The following is an 18,402-nucleotide window of genomic DNA, read 5'->3' as shown; positions in this document are numbered from 1 at the left end:
TGTGAACTTTTTGTGATAGGCTTTTGTGATTGCCAAGTTTTTGGTTTTAAAGCAATTGACATTGACTAGTGCCTATTGTATGCTAGACGAGGGTAAATGATAAGGTTTTCATAAGCCTTTCATTTCCAGTTTTTATCCCCAGAAAAACCCTTTATTAATCTATTAGCGAGGACTTGTGAATGCGCAAAAAAGAGCGTCATCCAATGCAGGCCATGGCACTAATGACAGGCATTCTGTCTCAGCTAGTCGGTTCAACACTAATTGGCATCTTTTCAGGAAGATGGCTCGACCGATATTTCCAGACTGAACCGCTTTTTATGATCATAGGACTGTTCATTGGGCTCGGAATCGGTATTTCCGCGATGATCAAGCTAGTCCACCACTTTTTTTCAGGAGACTGAACCATTCATGTTTGATTTGCACCAGATGTACCACAGATATCGCAAGTATATGTTCTACCTATTGTCCTTTTATGCCATAGGCTGGGGATTTACCGGGTATCAGTCTGTCTTTTTGGGACTGGCGCTTGGAACAGCTCTCAGTTTGTTCAACTTATGGTCAATGGTGCGCAAGCAAGTTCAGTTCGGTGAAGCGATTCAGCAGAACAGGAAGGTCAGGTCACTCGGCACTGCATCACGATTGGCGTCAGCTGGTTTAGCTGCCCTGCTCGCGATCAAGTTTCCCGAATATCTGAATATGGTTAGTGTCATTATTGGATTAATGACAGTTTACATTGTCATTATGATAGATTATGTTTTTCAACACTCACGCGCTTAGCCGGAAGAGAGGTGAATCTATTGCATCACGGAGCTCCTATAGTAGAGTTTTTAGGCCTTACTTTTAACTTATCCAACGTTTTAATGATCACTGTTGCAAGTGTTATCGTTTTCTTAATAGCGGTACTGGCCACTCGCAAATTGGCAATGAAGCCGACAGGGATGCAGAATTTCTTTGAATGGATCATGGATTTCGTCAAAGGAATCATCAACAGCTCCATGGACTGGCATACAGGCGGGAAATTCCTTACGCTTGGCGTTACGCTCCTAATGTACATATTTGTTTCAAATATGCTCGGGCTGCCGTTTTCAATTGCTGTAAACCATGAACTATGGTGGAAATCACCGACAGCAGATCCAACGATTACTTTGACTCTTGCTGTTATGATCGTGGCATTGACACACTACTATGGTGTGAAAATGAAAGGCACAGCTGAGTATGGGAAGGATTTCTTCCGACCTATGGCGTTCCTTTTCCCGATTAAGATCATAGAAGAGTTTGCTAACACATTGACTCTTGGCTTGCGTCTTTACGGTAACATCTATGCTGGTGAAATCCTTTTGGGACTTCTCGCAGGACTTGCAGTAACTGGTCCAATCGGCGCTTTATCTGCCGCAGTGCCAATGATGTTATGGCAGGCATTCAGTATTTTTGTAGGTTCCATCCAAGCATTTATCTTTGTAATGTTAACAATGGTTTATATGTCTCACAAAGTGAGCAGCGACCATTAATTAATATGTTTCAACCGTTTCATCAGAATCAAAAAACTTTTTAATATTTTGAGAGGGGATTTATATAATGAATTTAATCGCAGCTGCAATTGCAATCGGCTTAGCGGCACTTGGTGCCGGTATTGGTAATGGTCTTATCGTTTCACGTACAGTAGAAGGTGTTGCTCGTCAGCCTGAACTGCAAGGTAAGCTTCAAACAATCATGTTCATCGGTATCGCGTTAGTTGAGGCACTTCCGATCATCGGCGTAGTTATCGCGTTTATCGTATTAGGAAGTTAATAAAGAGACAGGTTCTCTACATAAATGGCGAAGATCGTTTTTTACCCTTCTTCGCCATTGCTTTATGTTTCTATTTAAAATATGCGGCCGAGAATCAAACAGAACAATCTCGTGCTTTTTTTGATAGTAACCCATCATGGAACTCTTGAAGGGAGTGAAACCGGGCAATGTTAACGTCAAATCTAGTAGTTGGTGCAGGTTTATCTTTAAATACTGGAGACATTGTATTCCAGCTGGTTATTTTCTTAATCCTACTTGCATTGCTGAGAAAATATGCTCTTGGACCTGTAATGGGCATCATGAAACAGCGTGAAGAGTACATTGCATCTGAAATTGGCGCGTCTGAAGCGAAGCACGAAGAAGCTAAGAAGCTTGCTGAAGAACAGCGTGAACTATTAAAGCAGGCCAGACTTGAAGCGCAAGGTTTAGTGGAAAGTGCGAAGAAGCTTGGTGAAAAGCAAAAGGAAGAAATCGTCCTTGTAGCTCGTTCAGAAGCAGATCGCCTGAAGCAGTCTGCACTTAAAGAAATTGCTCAGGAAAAAGAGCAAGCTGTTGCCGCTCTTCGTGAGCAAGTAGCTTCATTATCAATTTTAATTGCTACAAAGGTTATTGAAAAAGAATTAAACGAAAAAGAACAAGAAAAGCTTATCCAAGATTATATTAAAGAGGTAGGCGAAGGCCGATGAGTAAAGAAATAGTTGCAGCTCGCTATGCATTGGCTCTTTTTCAAATCGCCAAGGAAAACCGCACGATTGACAAGTTCGAAGAGGAATTGCTTGTGATCGAAAAGGTCACAAAAGATAATCCTGAATTATTAAACGTGCTTACACATCCAAAAGTGCTTCTAGAAAAGAAAAAATCCATGATGAGTGAAGCGTTTGCTTCTTTATCTCAACCTGTTTTAAGTACAATTCTCCTCTTGATTGAACGTCAGCGAATCAGTGTGATTCCTGAGCTTGCTGAGCATTTTGTGAAGCTTGCAAATGATGAGCGCGGCACAGAAGACGCGATTGTCTACTCTGTCAGATTATTAGATCAAGATGAATTAACAGCGCTGTCTGATACGTTTGCCAAAAAAATCGGCAAAAAATCTCTTCGTTTAAGAAATGTTATCGATCAAAACCTGATCGGCGGAGTGAAGCTTCGTATCGGCAATCGCATTTATGATGGAAGTATAAGCGGAAAGCTTGAACGTATAGAGCGACAACTTGTTGCAAAAAGATCGTAGATAGGGGTGAAACTCATGAGCATCAAAGCAGAAGAAATTAGTGCACTGATTAAAAAGCAAATTGAAAGCTATCAGTCTGATATCAAAGTTAGTGATGTAGGTACAGTTATCCAGATTGGTGACGGTATCGCCCGTGCTCATGGCCTCGACAATGTCATGGCTGGAGAGCTTGTTGAATTTTCAAACGGCGTAATGGGTATGGCTCAAAACCTTGAGTCAAACAACGTAGGTATCATTATCCTTGGACCTTACTCTGATATCCGTGAAGGTGACGAAGTTCGCCGTACTGGACGCATCATGGAGGTACCGGTTGGTGAAGCATTAATCGGACGCGTCGTAAACTCTCTAGGACAGCCTGTTGATGGCCTTGGTCCAATCGAAACAACACATACACGCCCAATTGAGAGCCCGGCTCCAGGCGTTATGGATCGTAAATCTGTTCATGAACCGCTGCAAACAGGAATCAAAGCGATTGACTCTCTGATTCCAATTGGACGCGGACAGCGTGAGTTAATCATCGGTGACCGTCAAACAGGTAAAACATCTGTTGCCATCGATACAATCCTAAACCAAAAGAACGAAGATATGATCTGTATCTACGTTGCAATCGGACAAAAAGAATCAACTGTCCGCGGCGTAGTTGAAACACTGCGCAAAAATGGCGCGTTAGAGTACACAATCGTTGTTACTGCATCTGCTTCACAGCCTGCACCGCTATTATTCTTAGCTCCTTATGCTGGTGTAACAATGGGTGAGCATTTCATGTACAACGGCAAGCACGTATTGGTTGTTTATGATGATTTAACAAAACAAGCATCTGCTTACCGTGAACTTTCATTATTATTACGCCGTCCTCCAGGCCGTGAGGCATATCCTGGTGACGTATTCTACTTGCATTCACGCCTTCTTGAGCGTGCTGCAAAACTTAGTGATGCAAAAGGCGCTGGTTCATTAACAGCTCTTCCATTCATTGAGACGCAAGCTGGCGATGTATCAGCATACATTCCAACAAACGTAATTTCCATCACTGATGGACAAATCTTCTTGCAGTCTGACTTATTCTTCTCAGGTGTACGTCCAGCGGTTAACGCCGGTCTATCTGTATCACGTGTTGGAGGATCTGCACAGATCAAAGCAATGAAAAAAGTATCAGGTACACTGCGTCTTGACCTTGCTTCTTACCGTGAGCTAGAAGCATTCGCCCAGTTCGGATCTGACCTTGATAAAGCAACTCAAGCGAAATTAAACCGCGGAGCGCGTACAGTTGAAGTCTTGAAGCAAGGCTTGAACAAACCTCTTGGCGTTGAAAAGCAAGTTGCGATTCTTTACGCTTTAACTAAAGGATTCTTAGATGATATCCCGGTTGAAGATATTAAACGCTTTGAAGAAGAGTACTATGTATTCTTGGAGCAAAACCATAAAGCATTGCTTGATCATATCCGCACAACTGGCGGACTTCCGGAAGACAACGACTTCCAGGCTGCTATTGCTGCATTCAAAAAAACATTCGCGATTACTGAATAATGAGGTGAAGTATGAAGGCCGGCCTTCATACTTTATCTTAAGATAATGAATCAGGTTGATTTTTATAAAAAGGTGGTGAGAACCTTTGGCATCATTACGCGACATTAAATCAAGAATCACCTCAACGAAGAAAACAAGCCAGATTACTAAGGCAATGGAGATGGTTTCAGCCGCAAAGCTGAACCGCGCCGAAAACAACGCAAAAGCGTTTGTGCCTTATATGGATAAGATACAAGAGGTGGTTGCAAACATAGCTTTAGGAAGCACGGGTGCGTCCCATCCAATGCTTGTCAGCCGTCCCGTTAAGAAAACAGCCTATCTTGTGATCACATCTGACCGCGGATTAGCTGGTGCCCTTAACAGTAACGTTTTGCGTGCCGTACACCAGGCAATCCAAAAGCGCCACACGTCGAAAGATGAGTACGCTGTAATTGCAATCGGTAAAATCGGACGTGAATTCTTTAAGAAACGCGGTGTTCAAATCGCTCTTGAAGTGACAGGTATTGCAGATGACACATCATTTGCTGAGATTAAAGATATTGCAACAAACACAGTCAATATGTTCAATGATGGAATGTTTGACGAAATCTATGTGTATTACAACCATTTCGTAAGTGTGATTCAGCAGGACGTGACAGAAACGAAGCTTCTTCCTCTTTCTGATCTAGCCGTCTCTTCAAAGAAAACATCTTACGAATTTGAACCTTCTGAGGAAGAGATTTTAGAAGTGTTATTACCACAATATGCTGAAAGTCTCATCTACGGAGCACTTTTAGACAGTAAAGCTTCTGAGCATGCTGCGCGTATGTCAGCGATGAAAAATGCGACAGATAATGCGAAAGAACTTATTAACAGTCTTACACTTTCTTATAACCGTGCACGTCAGGCTGCGATTACACAGGAAATCACTGAAATCGTCGGCGGAGCTGCGGCACTCGAATAGACATACTTGCCCAATAGATGGGTTTCATAGACAGAAATGTTCTGCACTAGCAAGTTAGGAGGGAAAACGATGAATAAAGGACGCGTTACTCAAGTTATGGGTCCGGTTGTTGACGTAAAGTTCCAAAGCGGTCAGCTTCCTGAAATCTATAACGCCCTTAAAGTTACATTCAAAGGACGCAGCGAAAACGAAGCAGCGTCAGAATTAACATTGGAAGTTGCCCTTCACCTAGGTGACGACACAGTTCGTACCGTTGCGATGGCATCTACAGATGGCCTTGTTCGCGGAAGTGAAGTATTAGATACAGGTGCACCAATCTCTGTACCAGTTGGTGATGTTACACTTGGACGTGTATTTAACGTATTAGGTGATAATATCGATTTGGATGCGGCAATTCCTGCTGAATCCCGTCGTGACCCAATCCACAGATTAGCACCTAAATTCGATCAGCTTTCTACTGAGGTAGAAATTCTTGAAACTGGAATTAAAGTAGTAGACCTTCTTGCACCATACATCAAAGGCGGAAAAATCGGTCTTTTCGGTGGTGCTGGAGTAGGTAAAACTGTACTTATCCAGGAGCTTATCAACAACATCGCTCAAGAGCATGGCGGTATCTCTGTATTCGCCGGTGTTGGAGAGCGTACTCGTGAAGGAAATGACCTTTACCATGAGATGACTGATTCTGGCGTTATCAAGAAAACAGCGATGGTATTCGGACAAATGAATGAGCCGCCTGGCGCACGTATGCGTGTTGCACTTACAGGTCTTACAATGGCTGAATACTTCCGTGATGACCAAGGACAGGACGTTCTTTTCTTCATGGATAACATCTTCCGTTTCACTCAAGCAGGTTCAGAGGTATCAGCCCTTCTTGGCCGTATGCCATCTGCCGTTGGTTACCAGCCGACACTTGCTACTGAAATGGGTCAGCTGCAAGAGCGCATCACGTCTACAAACGTTGGTTCTGTTACATCGATCCAAGCGATCTATGTACCTGCCGATGACTATACGGATCCGGCTCCTGCAACAACTTTCGCTCACTTAGATGCAACAACTAACCTTGAGCGTAAGCTTTCTGAGATGGGTATTTACCCGGCTGTGGATCCGCTTGCTTCTACATCTCGTGCATTATCTCCTGAAATTGTTGGAGAAGAGCATTACAATATTGCACGTCAAGTACAGCAAACACTTCAGCGCTACAAAGAATTACAAGATATCATTGCGATCCTTGGTATGGATGAGCTTAATGACGAAGATAAATTAGTCGTGCACCGTGCACGTCGTATTCAATTCTTCTTATCCCAAAACTTCCACGTAGCTGAGCAGTTTACTGGTCAAGCAGGTTCTTACGTTCCTGTTAAAGAAACAGTTCGCGGCTTCAAGGAAATCCTTGAAGGCAAATACGATCATCTTCCAGAAGATGCTTTCCGTCTGGTTGGACGCATTGAAGATGTTATCGCAAGTGCGAAGAACATGGGTGTAGAAGTATAATTTTGGGACGCAGGAGGGTATAGAGTATGAAGACAGTACAAGTCAATGTCGTTACTCCCGATGGCCCAGTTTACGATGCAGACGTCGAAATGGTAAGCGTAAAGGCTCAAAGCGGTGAGCTCGGAATCTTACCAGGTCATATTCCGTTGGTGGCTCCTCTTCAAATCGGAGCAGTTCGGTTAAAAACAGGAAAATCCACGGAACTCGTGGCTGTTAGCGGCGGCTTTTTAGAAGTACGGCCTGACAAAGTCACAATCTTGGCACAAGCTGCTGAGACTGTAGAAGATATTGATTTAACTCGTGCACAATCTGCGAAAGAACGCGCTGAACAGCGTCTGAACAAAAGTACAGACGATATCGATTTCAAGCGTGCTGAACTTGCCTTGCGCCGAGCAATGAATCGAATTAACGTATCACAGAATAAAATCTAAACTATGAAACCCCCGGGATATTGGATCCTGGGGGTTTTTTGCTTTTGAATCGGATTGAGGGAGCAACAAAAAGCGCCGGACACTCAAAAATGCACCAACCCAATCATATTAAAACCATAATTCCTCTTTTTCTAGTAAAGTCCTCCTCTCCATCAAAATGAACCGCAAGAAGATACCTTCGATACAAACCACACAAAATATAAGCGTTTACAAACCTCCGCAAACCCTTATAATTAATTAAAAAGTCCTATGAAATGGTGATTCTATGAAGCAGCGACTAAAGCTGGCTCTGTTTGTTTTTTTGCTGATCTCTATTTTTCCTCTCTATCAGCTTTTTCAGATCTATCAATCCAGTCAATCCTTTTCAGCTCAGGCAGATGCAGAGGAGTACCGGTACCGGCTTGTCTTAATTTCTCCCTATCTTGGTGATGCGTATTGGAATCAGGTGATTTATGGGGTGGAGGAAGCGGCTCGGAAACTCCAAGTAAGCCTTGATATTAAAGGGACCAATCTTCCTGATAATGAAGAGCTGCAAAAAGCAGTGAATATGGCGATTTCCTCACAAGTGGATGGAATCATGCTCCTTGGCATTGACGATCCTTCGTTTTCTGAAATGATTCAGAAGTCAACGATGAAGGGAATTCCAGTTGTTACGATTATGGCGGATCTGCCAGGAAGTCTCCGGAAATCTTTTATCGGCTCCAATCATTATGAAACAGGTCTAGAACTCGGGAACTATCTAAAAAAGACAGTAAAAAACAATGAAACCATTGGAATTATCAAGGGGAACCATGTCACTTCAATTGAAACACAGAGAATAAAAGGGTTAAAGGACAGTTTGAAGGCATCCTCTATTAAACTCGTTGAAACAGACAGACAGCATGCAGAGGAACAGACAAATGACCTTCTAAATCAGTATCCATCAATGAAGATGCTGATTGGAACGGGTATAGATGATGGCGATTTAATTGTAAGAACGATTGAATCAAGATCGGCTCTGTCGGGATTTGAAATTTATACGTTTGATGATACCCAGGAAACGATGAATCTTTTAAGAAGCGGCAAGATTGCCGGGACGATCCATCACAGTCATTCTTTAATGGGAGTGAAAAGCGTTGAAACGATTGTGAAATGGCTTGAAAAGGAAGATTTGCCGCTGCCTGTCTCCGCTTATACGGAAACAAACGTGATAACGGAGGGGAGCAGGCCGTGACACGGATTCAGAGAAAAATCCTGACCATGTCGCTCATGATCATTCTGATTATGGGGGCATTTTGGACAGCGATCAGCTATATCAACCAAAAATCTATTTATGAGTATAACAATATCCTTGAGCGCTACTTGCTTTTAAATCATGTTTCTACAACAAGCGGGACAGCCCTGGCAAAGCTAAGCGCGTATATCAGCACGCCGTCTCCTGAAAATCAGACGAGCTATGAAACCTACAGGGATCAGCTGAACGCTTCAAAGAAGAAACTAGATCAGCTGAAAAATCAGGCCAATGCCATTGCGTTAACCGACTATATTTATATGCTGGACAGCCAGGTTGAAGCGATGGATTTAACCGTCATGATGCACAAGCTGGACAAGCGTCAAAATTCGTCAGATGCCTATGATGAAGCCCTTCAGATATCAAAATTCATCGATGAAACCACGCTCCTGCTCTTTAAAAAAGAGCTGACCAATCAAAAGCAGTTTTATGAATCAATGATTGAAGTAACGAACCATCTTCGCTCCCTCGGTCTATGGATACTCGGCATTGTCCTGATCATATCGATTGCCTTTTCCTATTGGTTTTCAAAAGGAATTACCCGTTCTATCTACCTCCTTACTCAAGGAGCGAAAGAGGTGGCAGCCGGTAATTTTGACCATCCGATCAAGGTCAGCAGCAATGATGAAATCTCGTTTCTTGCCAAAACCTTCGACCGGATGAGGGAAAATATTAAAGAGCTTGTTGCAGAAATAAAGGAGAAAGCGAAGCTCGAAAAAGAGATTAAAGAATATCAGCTGCTTTTAAAAGAGAGTGAACTAAAGAGGCTTCATAATCAAATCAATCCGCATTTTCTCTTTAACACCTTAAATACCCTCTCAAAAAAAGCTTATTTAGAGGATGCATTTGAGACGAGCGATCTGATATCGACCGTTGCCAATCTTCTAAGATACAATCTCAGAAGTGTGGATGAGAACGTGACGATCCGTGACGAACTTGATTTAGTGAAGGAATACCTGACGATTTTAAAAGCGAGGTTTTCATCTCGCATTTCTTATCGTTTTGAAATTGAGGAAGCTTGTCTGGAGACTCAGGTTCCTGCATTTTTTCTTCAGCCGATTGTGGAAAATGCGTTTAAATATGGTGTCGAGCCATTTGAAGAGGGCGGGTCCATCGTGGTTCGTGTATTCAGTCAGGATAATGAAATACATGTCAGTGTGCAGGATGAAGGCTGCGGGATGGCTGATGAGGTAAAAGAGCAAGTTCTCTCAGATTTAAAAGCGGATTCGATCAAAAGCAAGTCGACAGGCATTGGCCTGCGAAATGTTGTTCAGCGCTTGCGTTTATTTACTAATAAGCATGATGTGATGGAAATTCGTGCGGCAGGAAACAAAGGGACAGTTGTTTCAATAAAATTTCCTGCAATAGAAAGGAGCGAAGATCATGAAGCTGCTCATTACAGAAGATGAAGAAATTGAAAGACTGGCGCTTAAAAAAATGATTGAAACCGATTTTAAAAATATTTCAATTGCAGGCCTGGCTGAGAACGGGAGAATGGCGATTGAGCTGGCCTCAGAGCATAAGCCGGATATTATTTTGATGGATATCAAGATGCCCGGAATTAACGGGCTTGAAGCCATTAAAGAAATTCAGAAAATCGTCCCGAATGCAAAAATTTTAATTGTCTCCTCTTATGATACTTTCGATTATGCCCAGCAGGCACTAAGGCTGGGTGTGAAGGATTATTTATTAAAGCCGAGCAAGCGGGAAGTCATTCTATCAACCATTCAAAAGGTGATCAATGATATCGAGCTTGATTTATTGGAATCAGAAAAAAAGCAAAAAACAGAGGAACGCATTCAAAAAATGATTCCGATTGTGGAAGCTGATCTTGTCACACAGCTTCTTTTTGATCACGTTCATGATGTTCATCTTCATGAATGCATGAATCTGCTCGACGTCGACCAAACGCAGCCATCCTTTGTCCTCTTGGTTCACTTTTCCCAGGATTCACTGACAGGTCCAATTGAGCAAATGTACGGAGAGCTTAAAAAAACCATTCAGCTTCAATCAAAAGGGTGGGTCGGACCGATGTCAGGACTGCAGGTTCCGATTATTGTTTTCTCAGAAGGAGAGCTGCACCATTACCGCAGAAACGCCATAGTCCTCGTTCAAAAAATCTTAAATAATCTCAAATGCTTATTCTCAGCATCTGCAGCGATCGGAATCGGCAAGGCATACCCGGCGCTCGAGCAAATCAGACAATCCTATTACGAAGCGCTCCGTGCCTCTATAACAGCAGGTTCTGGAGCAAGGTACAGCTTTTACAGCGATATGATTTCAAACGAAGAAATGAAAGACAGAGAAATGCATCACATTGAAGAGCTCATCCTGGAAGAATTGCGGATCGGCAAGTGGGAAGGAGTCCGCAGTCATTTTCAGACGATGACGGGGTACTTTGAGAAATTTCAGCACCCGCTTGCTGAAGCAGAGCAAAAAGTCTATGACACAATGACATTAATGATCCGCTACTTGGATGAAATGGGCTTTGTGATCAGAAAACCAGTCTTTTCTTTCAGTGCAAAATCATATTTGCAAATGAAAACAGAAGTGAATTTTATTCTGGAAGATGTGATCAGCCAATACAAACAGGCGACTGAAAACCTTCAGGACGATATCCCGAATAGGATGAAGCAGCACATCAAGAAAAACTGCCATACCGATCTGTCGCTTGAGGCAATGGCAAAGGAGTTCAACCTCTCCCCGCAGTATGTCAGCAAAATTTTCAAAGAAGAGCTCGGCATCAGCTACATCGATTATTTAACAAAATGCCGAATCGAAAAAGCCAAAAAGATGATGGAAAAAGGCTCCCACAGCTTAAAAGAAATTGCCTTTGAAGTCGGCTATAACGATCCGAACTACTTCAGCCGTGTGTTTAAAAAAGTGTGCAAGAAGTCTCCTAGTCAGTATAAGGATTCACTAGTAAACATTGTTCAAAAAAATAAGTAATTTAGAGAATGGAAGTTTCTTCTTACCGAAACTTCCTTCTTTTTTGTTAAAATGAGAGAGGGCAGTTCCCAGAAATCAAGTAGGAGTTAACAAAGATGAAAAATTTTTTAACGGCCGCTTTAGGTCTTTTGATTATAGGAAGTATTGTATTTGTTTTTGTCATGAGTATGCAGCCGGAAAAAGTTGAGAGAGAGCCGGAAAAACAAGAAGATTCTCAGAAAAAAGAAGAACCGTTGGCAAATGCTAAAGAGTATTTAGAAGATCCTGACGGCTATATGGAAAAGCTGGATGAAAAATATAAACCTGAGCTAGAAGATGATCATCATGAGGAAGATAAGCCTGATGCATATTATGAAGATCAAAAGAATGATTTATTGCAGATGGATACAATCATTCTTTCAAATGAAAATTACATCTCCATTTTGGATGTTCTAGACCGTTTTCCAAAGGAGTTCGCGGGAAAACAGGTTGAACTGACTGGGATTGTCCACCGCGAAAAAGATTTTACGGATACGCAATTTGTGGTTGCAAGAAGCGGTGATCCGTGCTGTGTGGATGAGCATGACGGGTTATATGGTCTTCTTTCCGCGATGGAAAAGGCACAAGATTTTCAAGATAATCAGTGGGTGAGCGTCTCAGGGGAGTTAAGTACAACTGCGTATTCATCCACTGAGGTACCTTATCTGCAAATTAAGAAAATCTCAAAAATAAAACCTCCTGCACAGCCCTATGTCCACGAGGAAAAAGAAGAAGGTGCTCATTCTCATTGACATGCGGCATAAAAAGGCTGTATCGCTGATAAACAGTTAGCGGTACAGTCTTTTTTTAGAAGAATGAAAGCGGTTGCTATTATTCTGAAAATAATGCTATATATCTTAAAAAAGTACAGGAATCACTTTAAATAAAACGCTTACATAGATGATAAAGTTAGTCTTGTAAGATGGAATGTCCAAAGGGGGATGGGAAAATGAAAAAGTTTTTTATGCTGTTTATGCTGATGGTTTTTGTGTTTGGTCTAGCTGCATGCAATAACTCAGGATCTGAGCCGACTAAAGGGGACGGCGGCGGTTCTAAAGATGATGATGAATTAGTGATTGGGTTCTCGATGGATACTCTTGAGGAAGAACGCTGGCAGCGCGACCGTGATTTGTTCGTAGAAAAAGCGGAATCACATGGCGCGAAGGTAAATGTACAGGCAGCAAATGGCGACGATGCAAAGCAAATTGCACAGGCTGAAAACTTAATCAGCCAGGGCGTTGATATTTTAGTAGTAGTTCCTCATAACGCAGAGGTAGCGGCTTCGATTGTAGAAATGGCTCATCAAGAGGATGTAAAGGTGATTTCATACGACCGCTTAATCAAAAATTCAGATGTGGATTTATACGTTTCTTTCGATAATGAGCGCGTCGGGGAAATGCAGGCAACAGCTATCACAGAGCTTGTTCCTAAAGGAAACTATGTCTTAATTGAAGGGGCAGACACAGATAACAATGCCCATCTTTTCAAAAAAGGCCAAATGAACGTGCTTCAGCCGTTAATTGACAGCGGCGATATCAAAGTCGTTTACGATCAGTGGACAGAAGAATGGGATCCTGCGAACGCACTTGCGAATATGGAAAATGCTTTAACTGCAAACAACAATAAAGTCGATGCTGTAGTGGCAGCGAACGATGGTACGGCTGGCGGTGTTATTCAGGCGCTTGCTGCACAAGGATTGGACGGGAAGGTACCGGTATCAGGCCAGGATGCAGAGCTTGCAGCAGCACAGCGTATCGTAGAAGGCACACAGACAATGACGGTTTACAAACCAATCACATTGATTGCTGAAACGGTAGCTGACTTAGCTGTGAAAATGGCGAACGGCGAAAAAGTGGAAACGAACGGTAAAGTGAACAACGGAAAAATTGACGTGCCATCTTTATTGCTCGATCCGGTTGCGGTCAACAAAGATAACATCGATGCCACCATCATTAAAGACGGCTTCCATAAAAAAGAGGACGTTTATAAATAAAAGGGAATGAAAATGCGGAATGCACAGTATTCCGCATTTTTTTCTAGAAAGAACCCGAAAAAATGGAATTTGCTAAAGGAGGACCTGCGGTGTCATCAGTATTAGAAATGAACGGAATTACAAAAGAATTTCCCGGCGTCAAAGCTCTCGATAACGTAACTTTTACCGTGAAAAAAGGCGAAATCCATGCACTCTGCGGTGAAAATGGTGCAGGCAAATCGACTTTAATGAAGGTGCTGAGCGGTCTTTACCCAGCCGGAACATATACAGGTTCGATCTCTGTTGAAGGAGTGGAGCAGTCCTTTAAAACGATCAAGGATGCAGAAAAAGCCGGCATCTCAATTATTTATCAGGAGCTTGCTCTGGTCAGACAAATGACGGTAGCTGAAAACTTAATTCTCGGGAATGAACCTGCAACGTTCGGCATCATTGATCAGAATAAGATGATCCAGGTGTGTGAAAAATGGCTGGCGGAGGTTGGCTTAAAGGGTGTCAGCCCAGATACGATTACCGGAACCCTCGGCATAGGCCAGCAGCAGCTGGTCGAAATCGCCAAAGCTCTCTCCAAAAATGCAAAAATACTCATTCTGGATGAACCGACTGCCGCTCTTACGGAGCAGGAGGTTAAGATCCTGCTCGCTATTTTGAAAGAATTTAAAGAGCGCGGAGTCACGTGCATCTATATTTCTCACAAACTGGGAGAGGTGTTTGAAATCGCAGATACCATCACGGTTTTGCGGGACGGAAAAACCGTAACTTCTCAAAGAGCGGAAAACATGACTGAGGATAAAGTGATTGCGTACATGGTTGGACGTGAGATTAAAGACCGGTATCCCCGCATGATCGCGAATCCTAAAGAAACGATGCTGAAGGTGGATGATTACAGTGTCTATCATCCGGAATTGCCAGGCAAAAAAGTGATCGATTCTGTTTCCTTCCAAGTCAGAAAAGGAGAAATCCTCGGCATTGCCGGTTTGATGGGATCGGGCAGAACAGAGCTTGTCATGAGTTTATTCGGGGCATATGCAGGCTTATCTCAAGGGACGATTGAGATAGACGGCAAAGCTGCAAAAAATAAATCAGTCAAGCATGCAATCGAAAACGGCCTGGCACTCGTCTCGGAGGACCGCAAGAAATTCGGCCTCGTTTTAAACATGGATATTCAAAATAACGTGACTCTGCCAAGCCTGAGGCGCATCTCATCGTACGGCATGATCAATCAGAATGAAGAGATTCACAGCGGAAATCAGTATCTGAAGCAGCTAAGGATAAAAGCTCCTTCGGTTGAAACGGTTGTCGGCACACTGAGCGGAGGAAATCAGCAAAAGGTGGTTATCGGAAAGTGGCTGATGACAAAGCCGAAGGTGCTGATACTGGATGAACCGACAAGGGGAATTGATGTAGGAGCAAAGCTTGAAATCTACAACATTATGAACGAGCTTGTGAAAGAGGGCGTGGCCATCATTATGATTTCGTCCGAACTGCCTGAGGTGCTGGGTATGAGTCACCGGATTTTGGTTATGTCTGAAGGAAGGTTCACAGGGGAATTTCAGGCGGAAGAGGCGACACAGGAAAAGATCATGAGAGCAGCGACAGGAGGACTTGCAGGATGAATACGAACCTGAATATCAATAAACAGCAAACACCGATTAAAGAAAAAAAGATCAGTCTTTTTACCATTGATATCCGCGCATATTCCATGATTGGGGCATTAATCGTTATCTGGATCTTATTTTCTGTATTAAACGATACCTTTTTAACACCAAGGAACTTATCCAATCTCTTTTTGCAAATGTCTGTTACCTCCATTTTAGCAATCGGCATGGTCCTGATCATCGTATCGGGTCAAATTGACCTCTCTGTAGGCTCGCTTGTCGGATTGACAGGGGGAGTTGCTGCGATCCTGAATGTGTGGCTTGGCTGGGATACGGTGCCGGTCATCATCGCAACGGTTTTATTAGGAGCACTGATCGGCTTATGGCAGGGCTGGTGGATTGCCTACAGGGCGGTGCCTGCTTTTATCGTCACTCTTGGAGGCATGCTGATCTTCCGCGGAATTTTAACGGGGATTACCGGCAGTATGACAGTCGCCCCGCTTTCTCCTGAGCTGAAATTTATCGGTCAGGGGTATGTGCCTCCTGCAGTTGGGCTTGTGATTGGCGCCATCGCCTTTATTCTTGCCGTCTTCTTTTTAATCAGACAGCGCAATGCGAGAATTAAGTACGGATTTGAAGTTCTCTCCATGAATTGGACACTTATTACATCTGTTGGGTTTGGATTGCTGATCTTTACGTTCGTTTACTTGATGAACCAATATCAGGGCATTCCCATTCCATTTATCACCGTGATTTTGCTGGCAGTCGTGTTTCACTTTATTGCAAAAAAGACCGTGTTTGGCAGACAGGTCTATGCGATTGGGGGCAATCCGGAGGCAGCAGTTCTGTCCGGCATTAACATGAAAAGGAGAATTCTGCTTGTCTTCGTTCTCGGGAATACACTTGCCGCCATTGCAGGTCTTATTCTTACAGCTCGCGTAAATGCGGCAACAGTTGGGGCGGGGAACATGTATGAGCTAGATGCGATTGCAGCCTGTGTCATCGGCGGAACGAGTCTAATGGGCGGAATCGGCACCATTCCAGGCGCAATCATCGGAGCTCTGGTAATGGCAAGTCTGGATAACGGCATGAGCATCATGAACATCGATGCGTACTGGCAGCTAATTGTAAAAGGAAGCATCCTGGTCCTTGCCGTATGGTTTGATATTTACAGCCGCAATAAGAAGAAAAGGTAACATCTGAACGCTTGCATCTTTGGTGCAGCGTTTATTTTTTTGGAGATATAAATAAAGTGAAAGCGCTGTCGATATAAAAAATAAAAGATCTTGATTATAGGGGAGAAATTATGACAGCTTTAGAAAAAGTGAAATATGAAGATTTGAAGAGCAAGAACAAGCTGATGCTTTTTACATTTGGAACATCCGCTCTTCTGGCTTTTATTTATGTCCTTATGACAAAACAATACGAACAAAGTCCTGTCTATTTAACTGAACTTATTTTACTCCTTTTGTTTTATGTGCTTTTCCACTTCATTCTAAAGAAAGAATTCTTATTTCCGTATTTCAGCGTTGTTATGATCTATAGTGCTACTACAGTGTCGATCTTTATAACAGGGGCAAATCTTTCATTGGTTGCCATTATGCTGTTTTTGGCCATCTTTTCAGCGGTTCAATACCATCCGTTTGTGTTTGCCATCGGTTATATAGCTGGATTTATCGGACTAATAGTGAATGCACTTGTCCCCTCTAAGGAACAAGCAATTATTATGGACAGCATTGGGGCGATCATGATCACATATGTCTTGGCCGGCGTGCTTCTTGGTGTTTTAATCCGCTTAAACAATAAGCAATTTAAACAGCTTCAGGACTTCATTGCAGGTGCAGAGGCCGATGCGAAAATGAAAGAAGAGCAAAAACAAAACCTTGAAAGGGAAGTAGGCAGCATAGCGGATCACATTTCAAAAGTGAATGACCGTGTGCAGCAAAATGCAAGAGCGCAAGCAGAAATGACGATTGCCATAAATGAGGTATCAGCCGGAAGCCAGATTCAAAGCGAACAAATCAGCGAGATTGCCGAAAACGCACATAATAATATGCTTTCTATAAAAGAACTGAGTGAACTATCATCACGATTGAATCAAGATTCCAAGCAGGCAAGCGACATAGCTGACAAAAGCGGAGACAAGGCCGGTCAGCTTTCGGACCAAATGGATCACTTGCAAGAGGTGGTAGTCGCATTAAATGAGACCTTCAAGCTTCTTAATTTAAAAATAGAAGAAACCAATCAATTCACAAATAACATCAGGCAAATCACGGAGCAAACAAACTTGCTTGCCTTAAACGCATCGATTGAAGCTGCAAGAGCGGGAGAAGCCGGAAAAGGATTTTCTGTTGTCGCTCAGGAAATCCGCAAGCTTGCCGAACTGACGAATGACACAACGAAGAAAATCACTGAGAATCTAAAGCAAGTCAATCAAACAAGTGCAGAGGCCGAAGAGAAAATGACCGTAAGCAGCACGAACTTATCTAACAGCGTTCAGTTTACAAAAGAGGTAAGTGCAAGCTTCAATCAATTGAAGGAGAAATTGAAGAATATCACCCAGAGCTTTAGCGGGTTTGAAGCTATTGCACAAGATGTTGAAGCTAATACAATCAGTGTCGAAAAATCTACAAACGAACTTGCCGCCATCATCGAAGAAGCATCAGCAAGCATGGAAGAGATGAGTGCCACAATTGAAACACTTAACGATGACAATAAGAAAATCGCAAGCTTTATGAATGAAACAGCTCAAAGTGCGGATAAAATTCAACAAAGCACGAAGCAATAAAATTTTATGTTTTGTGTATGATGAGAGCGGGTAATTAAAAGTAAGCAACAAATTGCCAGACGAAAGGAGCAACTTGTATGAGACAGAAAACATTAATTTCAGGTATTGCCTTATCAACAGTCGGAGTCGGAGTGACATCCTATCTATTAAAGGATAAGTCTAACCGTCAAAAGGTAACAGGATTCGTGAATAGCGCCAAGAACAAGATTCCATATTTTGCGCGCAAAAACATTGATTCATTCCCGGTTGACAAAGCGGGTCATCCAGATCCTCAAGATATTGATGATAATAACATGGTCTCAGAAGGCTCCATGTATCCCGTTCAATACTATGATGAAAAGAAGAAATAAATAGAACAGCATTGCCTGATGGCGGTGCTGTTTT

19 protein-coding genes are annotated in these 18,402 nt (G+C 42.8%); all 19 read left to right on the top strand.

Annotated features, from left to right (window positions below):
- Window positions 1-179 precede the first annotated feature (179 nt).
- The 19 genes from E2R53_RS16600 to E2R53_RS16510 all read left to right on the top strand — a co-directional run bounded on the left by E2R53_RS16600 (window position 180) and on the right by E2R53_RS16510 (window position 18,368).
- Complete coding sequence (locus E2R53_RS16600; RefSeq protein WP_070877080.1) at window positions 180-401, top strand: AtpZ/AtpI family protein; 222 nt, start codon at window positions 180-182, stop codon at window positions 399-401.
- Between the two features lie 7 nt (window positions 402-408).
- On the top strand, window positions 409-777 hold the full coding sequence (locus tag E2R53_RS16595) for an ATP synthase subunit I (RefSeq protein ID WP_070877081.1): 369 nt from the start codon (window positions 409-411) through the stop codon (window positions 775-777).
- Between the two features lie 20 nt (window positions 778-797).
- The gene (gene atpB / locus E2R53_RS16590) at window positions 798-1,508 is read left to right on the top strand and encodes a F0F1 ATP synthase subunit A (RefSeq protein ID WP_133313092.1); all 711 of its coding nucleotides are present in this window, start codon (window positions 798-800) and stop codon (window positions 1,506-1,508) included.
- A 67-nt stretch (window positions 1,509-1,575) separates the two neighbouring features.
- A complete protein-coding gene (gene atpE / locus E2R53_RS16585) occupies window positions 1,576-1,788 on the top strand; it encodes a F0F1 ATP synthase subunit C (RefSeq protein WP_029283354.1) in 213 nt (70 codons plus the stop codon).
- A 167-nt stretch (window positions 1,789-1,955) separates the two neighbouring features.
- A complete protein-coding gene (atpF, locus tag E2R53_RS16580) occupies window positions 1,956-2,474 on the top strand; it encodes a F0F1 ATP synthase subunit B (RefSeq protein ID WP_133312825.1) in 519 nt (172 codons plus the stop codon).
- The gene (locus E2R53_RS16575) at window positions 2,471-3,016 is read left to right on the top strand and encodes a F0F1 ATP synthase subunit delta (protein WP_133312824.1); all 546 of its coding nucleotides are present in this window, start codon (window positions 2,471-2,473) and stop codon (window positions 3,014-3,016) included. Before atpF ends, E2R53_RS16575 begins: the two co-directional genes overlap by 4 nt.
- A gap of 15 nt (window positions 3,017-3,031) precedes the next feature.
- The gene (gene atpA, locus E2R53_RS16570) at window positions 3,032-4,540 is read left to right on the top strand and encodes a F0F1 ATP synthase subunit alpha (RefSeq protein WP_070877085.1); all 1,509 of its coding nucleotides are present in this window, start codon (window positions 3,032-3,034) and stop codon (window positions 4,538-4,540) included.
- Between the two features lie 85 nt (window positions 4,541-4,625).
- Window positions 4,626-5,483, top strand: coding sequence for an ATP synthase F1 subunit gamma (gene atpG / locus E2R53_RS16565; RefSeq protein ID WP_133312823.1), 858 nt, complete (start codon window positions 4,626-4,628; stop codon window positions 5,481-5,483).
- 69 nt (window positions 5,484-5,552) lie between these two features.
- Window positions 5,553-6,974 (top strand): F0F1 ATP synthase subunit beta, encoded by a 1,422-nt coding sequence (gene atpD, locus E2R53_RS16560; RefSeq protein WP_070877087.1) that lies wholly within the window; start codon window positions 5,553-5,555, stop codon window positions 6,972-6,974.
- 26 nt (window positions 6,975-7,000) lie between these two features.
- Window positions 7,001-7,405: a F0F1 ATP synthase subunit epsilon gene (locus E2R53_RS16555; RefSeq protein ID WP_070877088.1), complete on the top strand. Its 405-nt coding sequence runs from the start codon at window positions 7,001-7,003 to the stop codon at window positions 7,403-7,405.
- 265 nt (window positions 7,406-7,670) lie between these two features.
- A complete protein-coding gene (locus tag E2R53_RS16550; RefSeq protein ID WP_133312822.1) occupies window positions 7,671-8,618 on the top strand; it encodes a sugar ABC transporter substrate-binding protein in 948 nt (315 codons plus the stop codon).
- Window positions 8,615-10,084: a sensor histidine kinase gene (locus E2R53_RS16545; RefSeq protein ID WP_133312821.1), complete on the top strand. Its 1,470-nt coding sequence runs from the start codon at window positions 8,615-8,617 to the stop codon at window positions 10,082-10,084. Before E2R53_RS16550 ends, E2R53_RS16545 begins: the two co-directional genes overlap by 4 nt.
- The gene (locus tag E2R53_RS16540; RefSeq protein WP_133312820.1) at window positions 10,059-11,624 is read left to right on the top strand and encodes a response regulator transcription factor; all 1,566 of its coding nucleotides are present in this window, start codon (window positions 10,059-10,061) and stop codon (window positions 11,622-11,624) included. Before E2R53_RS16545 ends, E2R53_RS16540 begins: the two co-directional genes overlap by 26 nt.
- A gap of 95 nt (window positions 11,625-11,719) precedes the next feature.
- The gene (locus tag E2R53_RS16535) at window positions 11,720-12,394 is read left to right on the top strand and encodes a TIGR03943 family putative permease subunit (protein WP_133312819.1); all 675 of its coding nucleotides are present in this window, start codon (window positions 11,720-11,722) and stop codon (window positions 12,392-12,394) included.
- A gap of 197 nt (window positions 12,395-12,591) precedes the next feature.
- On the top strand, window positions 12,592-13,635 hold the full coding sequence (gene xylF / locus E2R53_RS16530; RefSeq protein WP_133312818.1) for a D-xylose ABC transporter substrate-binding protein: 1,044 nt from the start codon (window positions 12,592-12,594) through the stop codon (window positions 13,633-13,635).
- 107 nt (window positions 13,636-13,742) lie between these two features.
- Entirely contained in the window at window positions 13,743-15,248 is a 1,506-nt protein-coding gene (locus tag E2R53_RS16525; RefSeq protein WP_286166276.1) for a xylose ABC transporter ATP-binding protein, read from the top strand.
- A complete protein-coding gene (locus E2R53_RS16520; RefSeq protein ID WP_133312816.1) occupies window positions 15,245-16,426 on the top strand; it encodes a sugar ABC transporter permease in 1,182 nt (393 codons plus the stop codon). Before E2R53_RS16525 ends, E2R53_RS16520 begins: the two co-directional genes overlap by 4 nt.
- Before the next feature lie 110 nt (window positions 16,427-16,536).
- Window positions 16,537-18,018: a methyl-accepting chemotaxis protein gene (locus tag E2R53_RS16515; protein WP_133312815.1), complete on the top strand. Its 1,482-nt coding sequence runs from the start codon at window positions 16,537-16,539 to the stop codon at window positions 18,016-18,018.
- Window positions 18,019-18,095: 77 nt separating this feature from the next.
- Window positions 18,096-18,368 carry a hypothetical protein gene (locus E2R53_RS16510; protein WP_133312814.1) on the top strand — a complete coding sequence of 91 codons (273 nt, stop codon included), beginning with the start codon at window positions 18,096-18,098 and terminating at the stop codon, window positions 18,366-18,368.
- Window positions 18,369-18,402 lie beyond the last annotated feature (34 nt).

The sequence above is a fragment of the Peribacillus frigoritolerans genome (genome assembly GCF_004358755.1).
Lineage (GTDB): Bacteria > Bacillota > Bacilli > Bacillales > Bacillaceae > Bacillus_P.
The sequence above is the reverse complement of the archived record's forward strand: the minus strand, read 5'-3'. Positions and strand labels throughout refer to the sequence as shown.

Bases quoted from the DNA above. Each gene is read 5' to 3' on its own strand.
- E2R53_RS16550 (WP_133312822.1), top strand. From the start codon at position 7,671: ATGAAGCAGCGACTAAAGCTGGCTCTGTTTGTTTTTTTGCTGATCTCT.
- E2R53_RS16575 (WP_133312824.1), top strand. From the start codon at position 2,471: ATGAGTAAAGAAATAGTTGCAGCTCGCTATGCATTGGCTCTTTTTCAA.
- E2R53_RS16510 (WP_133312814.1), top strand. From the start codon at position 18,096: ATGAGACAGAAAACATTAATTTCAGGTATTGCCTTATCAACAGTCGGA.
- E2R53_RS16520 (WP_133312816.1), top strand. From the start codon at position 15,245: ATGAATACGAACCTGAATATCAATAAACAGCAAACACCGATTAAAGAA.
- E2R53_RS16600 (WP_070877080.1), top strand. From the start codon at position 180: ATGCGCAAAAAAGAGCGTCATCCAATGCAGGCCATGGCACTAATGACA.
- E2R53_RS16515 (WP_133312815.1), top strand. From the start codon at position 16,537: ATGACAGCTTTAGAAAAAGTGAAATATGAAGATTTGAAGAGCAAGAAC.
- xylF (WP_133312818.1), top strand. From the start codon at position 12,592: ATGAAAAAGTTTTTTATGCTGTTTATGCTGATGGTTTTTGTGTTTGGT.
- E2R53_RS16595 (WP_070877081.1), top strand. From the start codon at position 409: ATGTTTGATTTGCACCAGATGTACCACAGATATCGCAAGTATATGTTC.
- atpF (WP_133312825.1), top strand. From the start codon at position 1,956: ATGTTAACGTCAAATCTAGTAGTTGGTGCAGGTTTATCTTTAAATACT.
- E2R53_RS16525 (WP_286166276.1), top strand. From the start codon at position 13,743: ATGAACGGAATTACAAAAGAATTTCCCGGCGTCAAAGCTCTCGATAAC.
- E2R53_RS16535 (WP_133312819.1), top strand. From the start codon at position 11,720: ATGAAAAATTTTTTAACGGCCGCTTTAGGTCTTTTGATTATAGGAAGT.
- atpA (WP_070877085.1), top strand. From the start codon at position 3,032: ATGAGCATCAAAGCAGAAGAAATTAGTGCACTGATTAAAAAGCAAATT.
- atpE (WP_029283354.1), top strand. From the start codon at position 1,576: ATGAATTTAATCGCAGCTGCAATTGCAATCGGCTTAGCGGCACTTGGT.
- E2R53_RS16540 (WP_133312820.1), top strand. From the start codon at position 10,059: ATGAAGCTGCTCATTACAGAAGATGAAGAAATTGAAAGACTGGCGCTT.
- atpD (WP_070877087.1), top strand. From the start codon at position 5,553: ATGAATAAAGGACGCGTTACTCAAGTTATGGGTCCGGTTGTTGACGTA.
- E2R53_RS16555 (WP_070877088.1), top strand. From the start codon at position 7,001: ATGAAGACAGTACAAGTCAATGTCGTTACTCCCGATGGCCCAGTTTAC.